At 72.9% G+C, this 13,690-nt stretch carries 14 protein-coding genes and 1 tRNA gene; 5 read left to right on the forward strand and 10 right to left on the reverse strand.

What is annotated here, in order from left to right; all coding sequences use genetic code 11:
- Positions 1-118 precede the first annotated feature (118 nt).
- A complete protein-coding gene (locus ACF1ED_RS13410) occupies positions 119-307 on the forward strand; it encodes a hypothetical protein (protein WP_391759726.1) in 189 nt (62 codons plus the stop codon).
- Between the two features lie 104 nt (positions 308-411).
- Here ACF1ED_RS13410 and ACF1ED_RS13415 read toward each other — a convergent pair whose 3' ends face one another.
- The 5 genes from ACF1ED_RS13415 to ACF1ED_RS13435 form a co-directional block, all read right to left on the reverse strand.
- Positions 412-585 (reverse strand): hypothetical protein, encoded by a 174-nt coding sequence (locus tag ACF1ED_RS13415; protein WP_391759728.1) that lies wholly within the window; start codon positions 583-585, stop codon positions 412-414.
- Positions 586-903: 318 nt separating this feature from the next.
- Positions 904-1,323 carry a DUF6578 domain-containing protein gene (locus ACF1ED_RS13420; RefSeq protein ID WP_391759730.1) on the reverse strand — a complete coding sequence of 140 codons (420 nt, stop codon included), beginning with the start codon at positions 1,321-1,323 and terminating at the stop codon, positions 904-906.
- 232 nt (positions 1,324-1,555) lie between these two features.
- Positions 1,556-1,825 carry a hypothetical protein gene (locus ACF1ED_RS13425; protein WP_391759732.1) on the reverse strand — a complete coding sequence of 90 codons (270 nt, stop codon included), beginning with the start codon at positions 1,823-1,825 and terminating at the stop codon, positions 1,556-1,558.
- Between the two features lie 1,071 nt (positions 1,826-2,896).
- Positions 2,897-3,541 (reverse strand): hypothetical protein, encoded by a 645-nt coding sequence (locus tag ACF1ED_RS13430; protein WP_391759734.1) that lies wholly within the window; start codon positions 3,539-3,541, stop codon positions 2,897-2,899.
- 115 nt (positions 3,542-3,656) lie between these two features.
- Positions 3,657-3,731: transfer RNA gene (locus ACF1ED_RS13435), tRNA-Val, on the reverse strand.
- 280 nt (positions 3,732-4,011) lie between these two features.
- Here ACF1ED_RS13435 and ACF1ED_RS13440 point away from each other — a divergent pair.
- From ACF1ED_RS13440 to ACF1ED_RS13450, 3 genes are all read left to right on the forward strand, one after another.
- The gene (locus tag ACF1ED_RS13440) at positions 4,012-4,671 is read left to right on the forward strand and encodes a DUF4097 family beta strand repeat-containing protein (RefSeq protein WP_391759736.1); all 660 of its coding nucleotides are present in this window, start codon (positions 4,012-4,014) and stop codon (positions 4,669-4,671) included.
- A gap of 131 nt (positions 4,672-4,802) precedes the next feature.
- Positions 4,803-6,110, forward strand: coding sequence for a hypothetical protein (locus ACF1ED_RS13445; RefSeq protein WP_391759737.1), 1,308 nt, complete (start codon positions 4,803-4,805; stop codon positions 6,108-6,110).
- 284 nt (positions 6,111-6,394) lie between these two features.
- Positions 6,395-6,610, forward strand: coding sequence for a zinc ribbon domain-containing protein (locus ACF1ED_RS13450; RefSeq protein ID WP_391759739.1), 216 nt, complete (start codon positions 6,395-6,397; stop codon positions 6,608-6,610).
- 8 nt (positions 6,611-6,618) lie between these two features.
- On the opposite strand, the gene ACF1ED_RS13455 is transcribed toward ACF1ED_RS13450, so the two are convergent.
- Genes ACF1ED_RS13455 through ACF1ED_RS13465 form a run of 3 tightly spaced genes read right to left on the reverse strand, consistent with a single transcriptional unit; the run spans position 6,619 to position 11,162 of the window.
- Positions 6,619-7,440, reverse strand: a complete 822-nt coding sequence (locus tag ACF1ED_RS13455) for an HAD family hydrolase (RefSeq protein ID WP_391759740.1) — start codon at positions 7,438-7,440, stop codon at positions 6,619-6,621.
- On the reverse strand, positions 7,437-9,968 hold the full coding sequence (locus ACF1ED_RS13460; RefSeq protein WP_391759742.1) for a phosphoribosyltransferase: 2,532 nt from the start codon (positions 9,966-9,968) through the stop codon (positions 7,437-7,439). The genes ACF1ED_RS13455 and ACF1ED_RS13460 overlap by 4 nt, the downstream gene beginning before the upstream one ends.
- A gap of 18 nt (positions 9,969-9,986) precedes the next feature.
- Positions 9,987-11,162, reverse strand: a complete 1,176-nt coding sequence (locus tag ACF1ED_RS13465) for an HpcH/HpaI aldolase/citrate lyase family protein (RefSeq protein WP_391759744.1) — start codon at positions 11,160-11,162, stop codon at positions 9,987-9,989.
- 527 nt (positions 11,163-11,689) lie between these two features.
- Here ACF1ED_RS13465 and ACF1ED_RS13470 point away from each other — a divergent pair.
- On the forward strand, positions 11,690-12,613 hold the full coding sequence (locus tag ACF1ED_RS13470; RefSeq protein ID WP_391759746.1) for a TerD family protein: 924 nt from the start codon (positions 11,690-11,692) through the stop codon (positions 12,611-12,613).
- A 38-nt stretch (positions 12,614-12,651) separates the two neighbouring features.
- Here the strand turns inward: ACF1ED_RS13470 and ACF1ED_RS13475 are convergent, their stop codons facing one another.
- Together ACF1ED_RS13475 and ACF1ED_RS13480 are read right to left on the reverse strand one after the other, a co-directional pair.
- Positions 12,652-13,389, reverse strand: coding sequence for a Tellurium resistance (locus tag ACF1ED_RS13475; protein ID WP_391759748.1), 738 nt, complete (start codon positions 13,387-13,389; stop codon positions 12,652-12,654).
- A gap of 148 nt (positions 13,390-13,537) precedes the next feature.
- A partial coding sequence (locus ACF1ED_RS13480) for a DUF475 domain-containing protein (protein ID WP_391759784.1) occupies positions 13,538-13,690 on the reverse strand: 153 nt, incomplete at its 5' end.

Consider the following 13,690-nt stretch of genomic DNA (forward strand, 5'->3'; position numbering starts at 1 on the left):
TACACCGACCCCGCTCCGCCCCCGTCAACTCGGCTCCCCCGTTCCCCCGAACGAGCAAGCACGATACGTTCACCCCGCCACCACCACACCACCACACCCACCCCACCAGGGAGCCAGCATGCCGACCACCACCATCCGCCCCCGCCTCGTGATGGCCCTCCTCGCCACCACGGCCGCCGCCCTGGCCGCCGTCCTCACGGCCCCCGCCACCACGACCACCGATGCCAGCGACCGCGAGACCGGCACGGTCAAGTGGGTGACGTCGGCCAAGTCGGCCGGCGACAAGAAGGTGGAAGTCATCAAGTAACCCCCACCCCGACAGCCGAAAGCCCGCCCCCGACCAGGGGCGGGCTTTCGGCAACCCACGAACCACAAGACCAGCCGGCCCGACGACCCGGCAGGCCGACGACCCTAAGCGGCAAGCTCCTGCTCGCCCCGCACGGCCTCTTCCCACGCGACCAGCAGCCGCCCGTACTCCTCCCGCCCCTCGACCGTCAGCTCACCCGAGGCCCACAGGGCGCGGATACGGCAGTTGATGACAGCGGGATCGGCGGTAGAAGTAGCGGCGTAAAAGTGCTCGGACATACCCCAACCCTAAACGCCCCCACCGACACCCCACGACCGACTTACCCCACCACCCCCACCAAACACACCCCCGGCCGCACACGAGGAAGCCCCCGGACCGCGGCCTCCCCGAGACCTTCGCCACCGGCAGACGCGAACGCTCCCGAACCACCACCATCCGCTTCGCAAGCCCGGCACCACGCGTGGACACGTCCTCACTGGTCGTCGCGCGCGCCACGCGACGAGTCTCTCGACGGGTGCCTGTCCCGCGGGGGGCTCCGGGTACCCGTGGCGGACCGCTCGATCCGGCACGCATCCGGCACGCGTGCCGCCGGCCCCTCACCGACCGCGAACAGCAGCACCTTCCGGCAGGTCGGTGACGCGTTGGGCGGTCACCAGGTAGCCCGCGAAGCCCACGTCCGGCCTGGCCTTCGCCCACCCGTCCGCCTTCTCCACCGGTACCAGTACGGTCGTGCCCGGCACGGGGTGGTTCACCTTGTCCGTGGCGCCCGGGAGTACCCCGTAACGACAGTGCACCTCGACGATCGACACCACCTCCACAGAGGCGGGCGCGTGTCCCTCGTCCCGGCCGTGGTGCTCTTCGCGGAAATCGATCTCATTCGCACGTCCACCACCGACGACGTCGGCATAGTCCTCCGGATCCGCCTCCAACAAGGTCCACGAGACAACATCGCCTGGCGCGAAGCTCTCTCCACAGCACTGCGTCTGCCAGTCATCGACCCAAATCGTCAACTTCATGACGCCACTGTCCGCCGAGCGACCCACGCTCAAGAGGGCCCTCGGTGGGAGACGTCGGACCGGCCCGGGGCCTGCCGCCCTTCGATAGCCGGCTCTTCCTTCTCCAGAGCCGCGATGGCGCGCCGACGCCATCTGACGGCCAGCATCGTGACGACCCCACAGGAGAGCAGGGCAAGGGCGAGGCCGCCCCACACCAGGGCGGCAAACGCGTACCCGAGCGACTCCAAGTCCTTCACTCCCCCGCTCCGTCATCCTCGTCGCTGCCGACGAGCTCTGACAAACGCCGCCTCGCCTGCTCCAGGCGGCCGACGTAGTCAGGCATGAAGACCTCGGGCAGAGTCGTCTCCAACGTTCCCGAAATCGCGTAGATCCCCGACCAGACCGCTCGGTCCGGCACGATGGCGTCCAGCTTGTCCGACCGCATCATCACTTCATAGAGCCAGTCGGAGAGGACGAATGCCTGGTCGCGCGTGAGTTTGATGATCACCGGTTCTTCGTCCACGGGGTGACCGTACAGCCAAGGCCGGCACAGCCGTTCTGGACTGACGTCGCTCCGAGGCGAACACCCTACAAGCGGCCCCCGCATCCGGCATGACGATTCGATCCACCACACAACGAACAAGGCCCAGGCTCCCGTTTCAATACCGTTGACCTGGGCCTTTGTCCTTCTACCTGCTGGCGGGCGCGGCCGGCTCCGAACCGCCGCCATCCGCTTCGCAAGCTCGTGCGGAACGCCCTCCCCCAAGGCGGATCGCTGATCACCCCCGCCACGACAGCACGCGGGCGACCGCCGTCATCCGCCGCCGTCGATGCCGGTTCTGGACGTCAGCCGACCCACTCGACGCCCCCGCTACCGCTTCTTCCGAAGCTTCTTCATCCTGGCTTCGGCTTCCTTCTTCTTCCGCTGCTCGACCCCGTACGGGGACCACGGCCCCTGGTGCCTGGAGCACCGAGAGGTACCCGTCATCGCCTTGTTCTGGCACCACCCCCCACTCTGGGTAGGAGCACCGCACTTCGACTGAACCATCCTGCCCCCTTCGTCGCCGGACCCTGGAATGCTTCCAGCGCTCGACGCAGAGCGGGGAGGGCGCAACTGCGGCGGACGGCAGCACGTCGGCAGCACACGCCCCGGAAAACGGGCTCAGCCGCCTCCCACCACGCCAACCACCCACCCACCCGGATGCGCACTGCCCCCTGCCTCAGCTCAACAGAGCTGCGTGAACCACTTCTCGCTCAACCCCGGCAGCGATCACCGAGCTCGCCTCGCCCTGGGCGAACCTCTCGGCCGTCTTCAGCCGTAACCCCTCGCGGAGATACTGACGTTCAACGACCAACCCGCCCCCTTGGGAATACCGCGCGCCCCGGTGATACCGCACGGGCGACGAGCCGTCAGCCTCTACGACTCCACGAGTTCGACCTCGATAACAAGGGATGGGCCGCTTGTCGCACATGGCACCCATGAGTCGGATCGCGTAGACCTCGGGCACAACCAGATCACCGGGCCGATGAACGGCTACGCCTACGCCGCTCAGGGCACTCAGCGCGAAGCCGTAAGTCACAGGGGGACGGCTTCTCAGGAGCCGTCCCGGGCCGTAGGGTCTTCGAGTTCAGTGCACCGGTTCCGCTGGGTGGCTGTCCAGCGGAGGACGGTGGCACGGACCTCCGCCGCAGAAGCCGATCGCGTCCACTGACGCTCGCCGGTCGTACCCGCTTGGTGTTCCACCTCGTAGGTGGCGTCCTCGGCAAGCAGGACCTGGAGGGAGAAGTCGCCTTCATCATGGTCGGTCAGCCGCTGGAGGACCACGTACTGCCGCTCCTGCAGACCGGCGAGCATGGCTTCGATGGCAGGGGCATCAGGGTCGTATGCCATCTGTCCGTCGTCGGTCAGCGCGACGATCCTGACGGGCCTGGGGCCCCTCCTTCGCCGCCCCTCCTGGGTCCACTGCCTCTCCTGGGCGGTCAGTAGAGGTGGCGGGACCGGAGGGCCATCGGGGTTGTACACGGCTATCGGGTCGTCCGGGTCGGACCATGAGCCCACCGTCCACAGGCGGTACACGTGGACACCGCCCTCCGGCAGCGGGACCGACAGTGTGGCCGGCGCGGGCGGGCCGGGGATGCAGCGGCCCACGTCCTCCCCCTCCCCGTACGGACCGCCGTGGAAGACGGCGTGCATCCAGCCTTTCGGCGGTCTCCCGGTCGTGTCGAAGACGTCCTCCACCGCTCCCCCTCGACGAAGTCCTGGTCCTGGAGCTCAAGCCGCAGTGACCATGGACGTTGATGTCAGAAATAGATGTCAAAGGCCCCTCGCCATGATCGGCGAGGGGCCTTCGTACTGGTGGGCGCGGACGGTTTCGAACCGCCGACATCTGCTTTGTAAGAGCAGCGCTCTACCCCTGAGCTACGCACCCGTGGGAGAGCAACAGCCTACACGGAGGGGAAGGGAGGATCGCAAACCTGTGCTTGGGGGTGGGCGGGCCGGGGGGTAGCCCCACCTCGGGTGGGTGGGTTGCCTGGTCGTGGGGAGGGGTGGGGGGTTTCTACGGTGGTGGGGTCGGAGTCGGGCGTGGAGGAGGGGCCGTGGGTGTGTGGGGGCGTCGGGGCGGGGCGGTCGTGGGGGTTCTGGTCGCGGGGGTCGCGGTGGTGGGCTGCGGGAGTGTGGACGTGGCGGGGGCTCCGGTGGAGCGGGAGGTGTTCGCGTTCCAGGGGCGGGAGCTCGTCGTGGACTCCGCCGGGTCCGATCTGGTGATCAGCGCGGCAGACGTGGAGGACATGGAGGACGTGCGGGTCGAGCGGCAGGTCGACGGGTGGGGGGTCGGCGGGAGCGGGCCCGAGGCCCGGTGGGAGCTGGTGGACGGGCGGTTGCGGATCCGGGTGGAGTGCGACGGGATCGCCTCGGGGTGCGGGGCGGTGCACCGGGTGCGGGTTCCTCGGGACGTCGCCGTGTCCGTCGAGGGGGAGGACGGGGACGTATCCGTCGAGGGGTTCGCGACCCCGGTGAAGGTGCGGAACGACAACGGGGACGTGCGGGTGGCGAAGGTGTCCGGGGCACTGGACATCGGGAGTGACAACGGGGACGTGCGGGCCGAGGACGGGCTCGGGTCCGGTGAGGTCGTCGTGCGGTCCGAGAACGGCGACGTGCGGCTCGCCTTCGGGGTCGTGCCGCGGCGGGTCGACGTCGCCGGGGACAACGGCGATCTGACCGTCACGCTGCCCCGGGCCGAGTACGACGTCAGCGGCAGCAGCGACAACGGCGACCGGCGCGTCGACGTGCCCGTGCGGGAGGGCAGCGGGCGGACGGTGAGCCTGAAGAGCGAGAACGGCGATGTCACCGTGCGCACCGCGAACTGATCGGCCCGTGTGTTCGTCCTTGGTGGTGGGAGAATGGTCGTTCGGACGACCGGGCACTTCGGACAGCACGGGAGAGGGACGTGGCGGCGAGCGACGCGAGGGGCGGGGCGGCGTCCAGGGGTGGGTCGGCGGTGCGGTTGGCCTTCGTGCTGCCGTTGCTCGTGGCGGCGGTGGTGCCGCACTCGTTCGCCGGCGGCGGGACCCGGCGGTGGTTCGGCGGGCGCGGCGAAGGCCAGCGGGCAGAGGCGCAGGCGGCGAAGGACGCGGCGGCCGAGGCCTTCTACGAGCTGGACACGGCGCAGCGCGGGCTGCGGATCACCATCGAGACCATCACCGCCGTGGACGGGTCGCCCGAGGCGCGGCGGGCGGTCGAGGGGTTCGCGGCGCTGGGGCTGCGGATCGACGAGGTCTCGCACGCGTACATCTCCGCCGTGGACGCCCATGACCTGGACCGGGAGGAGATCGACGCCGGGACCGCCCAGCGGGCGCGCGCGGAGCTGACCCGGGCCAGGGAGGAGCTGGAGCGGGTCAAGGGCGAGCTGGAACGGTTCGAGGGCGGGCTCGCGCCGCTGCTGGACCGGGCCGAGACGCAGCTGGCGCGGCTCGCGCCCGCCGTGGAGCGGGCGCGACAGGCGCTGCGCGGGGCGAGCGACGCGCTCGACGCCGTACGGGCGCAGGGGCTGCGGGCCGACGACCTGGCCGCCCGGCTCGCGCGGCTCGGGCCCGAGCTGACCCGGCTGAACGAAGGGGCCGGGCGGCACGGGGTGGGCGAGACGCTCCAGCGGGCCGACCGGGTGCTGCGGGACGCGGAGGCGGTGCGGTCCGAGGCCGGGCGGCTGCCGGAGCGGGCCGCGGAGATCGACAAGCGGCTGGTGTCACTGCGGACCCGGACGGAGGCCCTGGCGACCCGGGCCGAGGCCGTCGAGCCGGTGCTGTCCGAGCTGCGCCGGCGGTACTCGGTCGCCTGCTGGCAGGACCTCCAGCACGTGCCGGAGCAGGCCGCCGGGGCCGTACGGCAGGCGGAGGAGCGGCTCGCGGAGGCCGCGGCGGCCCGGGCCGAGCAGCGGTGGCCGGACGTGACGGCCCTGCTGTCGACCGTGCGGGCGCTGCTGGACACGACCGGCGAGGCGGTGTCCGCCGCCGGGGACCGGCTGCGGCGGCTGGACGCGGCCGCGAAGGATCCACAGGCGGAGACGGACCGGGCCAGGTTCGCGGTGCGGGACGCGCAGCGGCTCGCGATGGAGGGGCGCAGCCGGCCGGAGCCGCGTCACGCCCGTCCCCTCGACGAGGCCGTGGGGCGGATCGAGCGGGCGGTGGACGGCCTGGAGGGGCGCCATCCCGACTACTGGCACTTCCTGATGGAGCTGGAGGCGGTACGGGCCACGGCCGCGGGCGTCGTCACCGCCATCCGGGAGGAGCGGGGGGCCGGCGCCCACTGAGCCGCCCGGCCCGGAACCGCCCAAGCCGTATGGCCTGGAGCTCCTCTGCGCCACCCGGCCCGGGGCGCCCGGCCCTGGGCGCCCGACCCGAGGCGCCCGACCCGAGGCGCCCGACCCGGTCTCCCTGAGCCGCCCGGCGCGGGACTCCCCCACCACCCGCCACTCGCCCCGGAGCTCCCGAGCCGCGCGGGCCCGGGGCCCTTCCCGTCCGTCCGAACCGCGTGGCGCCCGAGCCTCATCCCCGGTCCCTGCCCCGGCCGCTCCGGCGGCGCTAGCCTGGCTCCATGCCTCGTTACGAATACCGCTGCCGGACCTGTGGTGACACCTTCGAGCTGAGCCGGCCGATGGCCGAGTCCTCGGCGCCCGCCTCCTGCCCCGCCGGGCACGACGACACCGTGAAGCTGCTGTCGGCCGTGGCCGTCGGCGGGTCCGCGGGCGCGTCCGCCCCCGCCCAGGGCAGGGGCGGGGGCGGCTGCTGCGGCGGGGGCTGCTGCGGCTGAGCCGCCCGTCAGGAGAGGGCGGCCGCCCGGAAGCGGCGGAGGATCTCCTCGCCCGCCGCGACGCCCCGCTCGGCGAGGACGTCGAGGTGGGGGGCGGTCCACGCGGTGTCGGCGAGTTCGCCGTGGCCCGGGCGCCAGGCCCGGTCCGCGGCGAGCAGCAGATCGGCGTCGAGGAGCGAGTCGCCCGCCGCGAGGGTGAGCGCGGCTCCGGTGCGCCTGGCGACCTCGCGGACGGCGGCGCTCTTGGTGAGCGGCTTCGGCACCGCGTAGACCTTGCGGCCCTGGAGCGAGACCGTCCAGCCGCGGTCGCCGGCCCAGGCGCCGAAGCGGTCCAGCCAGTCCGCCGGGAGCCGCTCCCGCTCGACGACCAGGTAGGCGAAGAGGTCCTCGGCGACCCGGTGCTTGCGGACCCAGGACAGGTCGGTGGTCGCGGTGAGGTAGGCGCGGATCTCGGAGAGCGGGGCGCACTCGTCGGCGAGCCTGCGGATGACGGAGGCGTGCCAGTCGGCGTCGGTGACGCCGTCGACGAGAATGTGTCCGCCGTTGGCGCAGATCGCGTACTTCGGTGTGGTGCCCGGGAGTTGGATGCGCTGATACTGCTTGCGGGTCCGGGTGGTGGTGGGCACGAAGACGGTCTCGGCGGTGAGCCGCGCGAGGAGTTCGGCGGCCTCCTCCGTCATGTACGAGAGCGGCTTGGACTCGTGGACCTCGACGCACAGCAGCCGGGGCGCCTGGGCGTCGGGCATGCCGAGCGCGAGGGCGGCGGTCGAGTAGATGAGGGTGCGGTCGAGGTCGCTGGCGACCAGGGTCGCGCTCGCGGGGGCGTTCACCGGGACACCACCGCCTTGCCGTCGGCGCCTGTCGCGCCCCTGGTGTACTGGGGGTGGATCAGGCCCACGCAGGTGTAGGGGAGGTCGTCGACCTCCTCGACCGGGACGCCGCGCTGTTCGGCGAGGAGCCGGACGTGGGCGAGGTCGGCGCCGGCGCCGCGCTTCGCGAGGACCTTCCAGGGGACGCGCCGCAGGAGGACGCGGGTGGTCTCGCCGACGCCGGGCTTGACCAGGTTGACGTCGTGGATGCCGTACTCCTCGCTGATCCGCTCGACGGCCGCCCAGCCCTCCCAGGTGGGGGTGCGGTCGCCGGCGAGGAGTTCCTTGACGTCGGTGTCGACGGTGTCGGCGACCTCGTCGAAGCGGGCCTCGACGGCGTCGAGGAAGGCGACGGAGACGTCGGCGCCCTCCAGTTCGCGGTAGAACTTGGCGCCGTGGAAGTCGTCCGGGCCGACCAGGTCGGAGCGGAGCACCGTACGCGATATCAGTCCGGAGACGGTGGAGTTGAGGCACGCGGAGGGGATGAGGAAGTCCTCGCGGGTGCCGTAGGTGCGGACGCAGGAGCCGGGGTCGGCGAGGACCGCGATCTCCGGGTCGAAGCCGGCGAACTCCTCGGACTCCCGGAGGGCGGCGGCGAGTTCGCGGGTGATGGCGCCCTTGCCGGTCCAGCCGTCGACGAAGACGACGTCGGCCGGGTCGTGGTGGGCGGCGAGCCAGCGCAGCGCGTTGGCGTCGATGCCGCGGCCGCGGACGATCGAGACGGCGTAGTGGGGCAGGTCGAGGCCGTGGCGGTGGCGGGCCCAGCGGCGCATGAGGACGCCGACGGGGGTGCCGGCGCGGGCGAGCGAGACGAGGACCGGGCGGCCGGACCGCTCGGCGAGGACGGTCTCGGTGACGGTGCCGACCGCGTGGGCGATGCGGGCGGCGGAGGCGTCCAGGGCGCTGTGGAAGAGCTCCTGGTAGCGGGCGCTCGGCTGGTACTCGACGGGGAGCGACTCGGCGTAGTGCGCGCCGCCGCTCTGGATGGCTTCCTCGCGTTCCTCGGTGGGCGCCTCCAGCTCGACGTCCGAGAGGTCCTGGAGCAGCCAGCCGACCTCTTCGGGGGCGTAGGAGGAGAAGGCGGGGCCGCGGAGGGGCTCGGGCAGCATGGAGCTCCTTTCGGGAGCTTCGGACGCGGCCATCGGTTCCGTGGCCGCCTGCGGTTGCGACTGCGGTTGCCGTCGCGGTGTGTACGAGGGGACGACCGCCAGGACGACGCGCGGGACGTGCGCGGCGAGCTGGGCGAGCAGGCCGTCGGGGCCGTGCAGCTCGGGGGTGTCGGCGGCGGAGTCGACGACCGCGACGACGGCGTCGAAGCCGCCTCCGGCGACGTTGTAGGCGTAGCGCTCGCCGGGGCCGTCGGCGGGGTCGTCGTGGGCGGGGAAGACGAGCCGGGTGCGGATGGCGTAGCCGGGGTCGTCGACGGCGAGGACGGGCGAGCGGGTGGTGGTGGAGTACCGGACGTCGAGCCCGGCGTCCTCCAGGGCGCCGGCGAGCCGCAGCGGCGCGTACATCAGCTCCTCGAAGCCGAGGACGAGGACCCGGGGGCCGCCGGCGGGGCTCTGGTCCGGTGCCTGGGCGGGGGGCGTGAGGGCCTCGGTGAGGGCCGCCGTCATCGCGGGCAGCGCCTCCTCCAGGCGGGCGCGGTGCGCGGGCGTGAAGCCGTGCCGGCCGCCGTCGGGGACCCCGGCGGGCCAGTCGAGGGGGACGCGTACGGGGGCGGCGGGGGTGGCGGAAGCGTCGGAGGCGGGCTTCGTGCGGGACCGGGTCGCGGGGGCGGCCGGCCGCGCGGACTCGTGCCGGGCGACCAGCTCCTGCCCCTTCTCCAGGACGCCGTCGGGGAGGCCGACGGTGCCGGCGGCGAGGCTGAGCAGGTCGACGCGGGCGCCGATCTCGGCGGCGAAGGCGGTGAGCCGGTCGCGGTCGGCGGGGCCGCGCATGTCGACCAGGGCGACGACGACGTACCGGTCGCGGGGGTAGCGCTCGTGGAGGCCGCGGATGGTGTTGAGGACGGTGTTGCCGGTGGAGAACTCGTCGTCGACGAGGACCAGCGGCCCCTCGCCCGCCAGCAGTTCCGGGTCCTCGGGGAGCAGCAGGTGCGAGGTGGCGTGGGAGTGGGACTCCTCGAAGCCGCCCGCGGTGGCGGCGCCGGCGACGGGGCGGCGGGTGGAGTGGAGGTAGGGGGCGGTGCCGAGGCCGTCGGCGACGGCGTGTCCGAGGGCGGTGGCGGTCTCCGCGTATCCGAGGACGACGGCCCGTCCGGCCTCCTCGTCGCCGAGGAGCTCACGGACGCGCAGGCCGAGGCCGAGGCCGGAGCCGTACACGACCGAGGGGTGCTGCGGCACGTGCTTGCCGAGCACGCTGGAGACGAGCAGATGGGCCCGCTTGGGGTTGCGGCGCAGGGCGAGGCCCAAGAGGGCCGGCAGCTCCTCGTCGCCGATCAGCTCGACGCCGAGCCGCTCCGCGACCCACGTTCCGGTCCACACCACGTCGCCGTCGTCCTTTCGTCAGCCGGCGAGGCCGGCGGTGAGCAGTTCCACGAAACCGACGTCCTCGCGGGCGACGCCGAAGGCGTCGGCGCGCAGCAGGGTGCGCTCGGCCCAGGCCCGGTGCGGTTTCACTTCGTTCATCTTGTTCGTGTAGGCGGAGCGGAGCACTCCGCCGCCGTCCCGTTCGGGCCGGAGGATGTCCTGGGCGTCGCTCCACTCCTCGTGGCTGACCACGGACAGGGCGTGGACGGGCAGCACGTGGGTGGGGTGGATGCAGGTCTTGCCGAGGAGGCCGTTGGCGCGGTCGAGCTCGATCTCGCGGAGCAGGCCGTCCATGTCGTGCTCGATGAGGGCGGTGCGCAGGTCCTCGGCGCGGCCCTCCAGGAAGGGGCTGCGGCGCAGCTGGGGCTTGAAGATGCGCTCGCCGGGGCGGAAGTACTCCCAGACGGGTCCGGTGATGGTGAAGCCGGTGCCGTCGGCGCGGCCGAGGACGTTGACGACGTCGGCGATGACGTTCGCGACGACCTTGACGTCGTAGGCGGTCATGTCGGGCGAGCGGCGGAGTCCGTAGGCGGAGCAGAAGTCGGTGACGCCGAGGCGGAGGGCGAGGACGCGGTCGCGGTACTTGTCGGTGATCGAGGCGATGCCGGCGAGGGTCTCGGCCCGGGTTTCCAGGTGGAGGAGCTCGGGGGACTCCAGGACGGGCATGGCGTAGAAGCGGCGGCCGGTGGCGCGCTCGGCCTCGGCGAGGGCTTCGAGGAAGGCGCTGCCGCGGGCCTCGGTGAACTTGGGCAGTACGAATCCGGACAGCAGGCTCGCGGTGTCGCCGAGGCGGGTGGCGAGGTCGGTGATCTGGCGCGGTTCGCGGACGCGGATGAAGAGCAGCGGCACGTCGGCACCGCCGGCGGCCCGTCCGTCGGCGAGGTCGCGGAACTCCTGGACCAGGTTGGCCTCGCCGACCTCGACGTCGGCGTCGCTGATCGAATCCTCCAGGCAGAGGACCATGGACACGACGCCGCGGGCGGCCTGCTTGCGGACGGCGTCGGCGAGCCGGGGCCGGGTGGCGGGGCTGTAGAGCGTGGCGCCGAGGGCGACCGCGAGCGTGCGGGCGGGCGAGTCGGCGGTGAAGTCGGCCGGCTCGCGGTGGAACAGCCCGCTCCGTGCCGCTGACGGGATGTGCCCGAAATGACGCATGTAAGTCCCCCGTCTGCTTCCCTGGGCCTGAAGACATGTGGCCGGTAATAGTACGTAGGTGCGGGTGTCCCTAGTTCCCACCACGCGTGAAATCCAGGTAACCCCTGCCTGTCCAACCCTGCCCGTTCGCCTCTGCCCGTTCACCCCTGCCCTACCCTCGGATCCCCCTGATTCCGTCAGGTGCGCCTCCCCGGGTCCGGTCAGGGCGGGCCCTGGGGCGCGCGGGGCGGGTGCGGGAGGCCGGGGGCGCGCTCAGGGGCGGGCGCGGAGCCCGGGGGCGGGCGCGGAGCCCGGGGGCGGGTACGGGGCCCGGGAGGCGGGTACAAGGGCTTGGGAGGCGGGTACAAGGGCTCGGGAGGCGGGTACGGGGGCTCGGGAGGCGGGTACAAGGGCTCGGGAGGCGGGTACGGGGGCTCGGGAACCGCCCGGCGGGCCGCGGGCGCGCGCGGGGGCCGCGCGGCCCGGTAGGGGCCGCTCCGCTACCCGTGACGCCCCCGCGTTGTCCCCCGGTCGGGCAGGAGGGCAGGATGGCCGTCATGACGCACGCGATGCTGAAGGGCTCCAACGTCCCTCTCGACACCGCGGCCGTACGGGCCGTGCTCCGCTGGACCCCGGGCCCCGGGGTCCCCGACGTGGACGCCTCGGCCCTGGTCCTGGGGCCCGACGGGCGCGTCCGCTCCGACGAGGACTTCGTCTTCTACAACCAGCCGCGCCACCCCTCCGGCCTGGTGCGGCGCCTGCCGAAGAAGCGGGTCGCCGAGGGGCTGACGGACACGGTCGAGGCCGACCTCGCCGCACTCGACCCGGCCATCGACCGGGTGGTGCTCGCCGCCTCCTCGGACGGCGGCACCTTCCGCGCGGTGACGGACCTGACGATCTTCCTGTACGACGCCACGGCCGCGCCCGAGCGGGAGCCGCTGGCGTCCTTCGCCGTGACGGCGGAGACCGGCGAGGAGACCGCGGTCATCTGCGGCGAGCTGTACCGCCGGGGCGACGGGTGGAAGTTCCGCGCGGTCGGACAGGGCTACCCGACCGGCCTGGTGGGCCTGGCGACGGACTTCGGCATCTCGGTCGACGAGGACCCGGAGGGCGCGGCCGGGGCGGTCGACGGGGCTTCCGGGGCCGCCGGGGACGCCTCCGCCGATCCCGCGCTCGCCGAGACGGCGCTGATCGACGCCTCGGCGGCCTCCTCCGCCACCGGGGCCGGTACGGGCTCCGCCGCGCACCCGGACCTCGACGCGACCGTCGCCCACGCCCCCGTACCGGCGCCGCCGGTGCCGCCCGTGCCGCCGCGGCCCGACCGGGAGCCCGCCTACGGCTACCCGCGGGAGCCGGTGCCGGGCCCCGGGCCCGCGTACGGCTATCCGCAGCCGGTGCCCGCCGGGCACGGCCCCGAGCCGGTCCCGGAGTTCCGGATGCCTCCGATGGGGCCGCAGTTCCAGCACCGGTGACCACCGGGCGGCCCCGGCCGAGCCGCTGAGGGCCGCCGTCACGCCTTGGACTTGTAGCCGCGCCCCCACTGGAGTCCCCAGCCGTAGAGGCGGTCCAGCTCGGCCTGGAAGCCGTAGACGAACCGCACCTCGCGCCGGACCAGCAGTTCGTCCTTGCTGTTGTCCACGGAGAAGACGGCGCAGGAGCGGGCCTGCGGGGCGCGCTCGTCGAGCTCGATCTCGATCCGGGGGCCGTTGCTCGGGTAGAGCGTGATCTTGGCGTGCGTCCGGTCGAAGGCCGGGGTCTGGTCGTAGATGTACGCGAAGAAGAGCAGCCGCTTGATCTCGTCCTTGTGGTCGAGATTGACGAAGATCGTCTCCCCGGAGGGGGCGCCGAACCGGTCGTCGCCGCTGAGCTTCACGTACGGGGCGGCGTTGAGGTCGCCGAAGAAGCCGCCGAGCGGCTGCACCACGCCCTTGCTGCCGTCCTTGAGCTCGTACAGGCAGCCCAGGTCGAGGTCGACGTTCACCATGCCCTGGGTGTGCGCCTGGACGACCTCGGGCCGGAAGAACTGGGCGGGGTTGCGCAGCAGCCGGCCGCTCTGCCGGGAGCGGCCCTCGATGTCGGAGGTCCGCATCCGCCAGGAGAGGTTGACCCGGAGGTTGCCGGTGGCGCCGCCCTGTTTGGCGAGCGAGACCGAAGGCCGGCGCCTGGTCAGGTCGATGGTGTGGGACGCGCCCACCCCCGTGTCGAAGGACGTCGCTCGTCCCGGAATCAGGTTGTCCCAGAAGGCCATCGGGCCCCCACCCCCACAGATCGGTCGCCTTGCCCGCCCGCCACACGCCTGCGGGGCGGCCGGACGCGCCGGCCGCCCCGCAGGGAAGCGTTCCTCATTGTCCCCGCTGTCACACCCCGTGGCGGGGCGCACACCGGGGAGCAGGGTGTCACACCCCGGAGCTCACCTCGGCCTTGTCGTCCGAGGAGCCGGATCCGCCCTCTTCCGCCGCCAGTGCCTTGTTGCGGCGGACGGAGGACCAGAAGGACCAGGCGATCAGGACGACGCCGATGAGGCCGGTGATGACCTCGTTGATCTCGTA

Origin of the sequence: Streptomyces sp. NPDC014656, assembly GCF_043084305.1 — a bacterium.
Classification (GTDB): domain Bacteria; phylum Actinomycetota; class Actinomycetes; order Streptomycetales; family Streptomycetaceae; genus Streptomyces.

Excerpts from the sequence above, each read along its gene's own strand:
- ACF1ED_RS13410 (WP_391759726.1), top strand. The coding sequence starts at position 119 with ATGCCGACCACCACCATCCGCCCCCGCCTCGTGATGGCCCTCCTCGCC.
- ACF1ED_RS13415 (WP_391759728.1), bottom strand. The coding sequence starts at position 585 with ATGTCCGAGCACTTTTACGCCGCTACTTCTACCGCCGATCCCGCTGTC.
- ACF1ED_RS13420 (WP_391759730.1), bottom strand. The coding sequence starts at position 1,323 with ATGAAGTTGACGATTTGGGTCGATGACTGGCAGACGCAGTGCTGTGGA.
- ACF1ED_RS13450 (WP_391759739.1), top strand. The coding sequence starts at position 6,395 with ATGCCTCGTTACGAATACCGCTGCCGGACCTGTGGTGACACCTTCGAG.
- ACF1ED_RS13465 (WP_391759744.1), bottom strand. The coding sequence starts at position 11,162 with ATGCGTCATTTCGGGCACATCCCGTCAGCGGCACGGAGCGGGCTGTTC.
- ACF1ED_RS13470 (WP_391759746.1), top strand. The coding sequence starts at position 11,690 with ATGGCCGTCATGACGCACGCGATGCTGAAGGGCTCCAACGTCCCTCTC.
- ACF1ED_RS13475 (WP_391759748.1), bottom strand. The coding sequence starts at position 13,389 with ATGGCCTTCTGGGACAACCTGATTCCGGGACGAGCGACGTCCTTCGAC.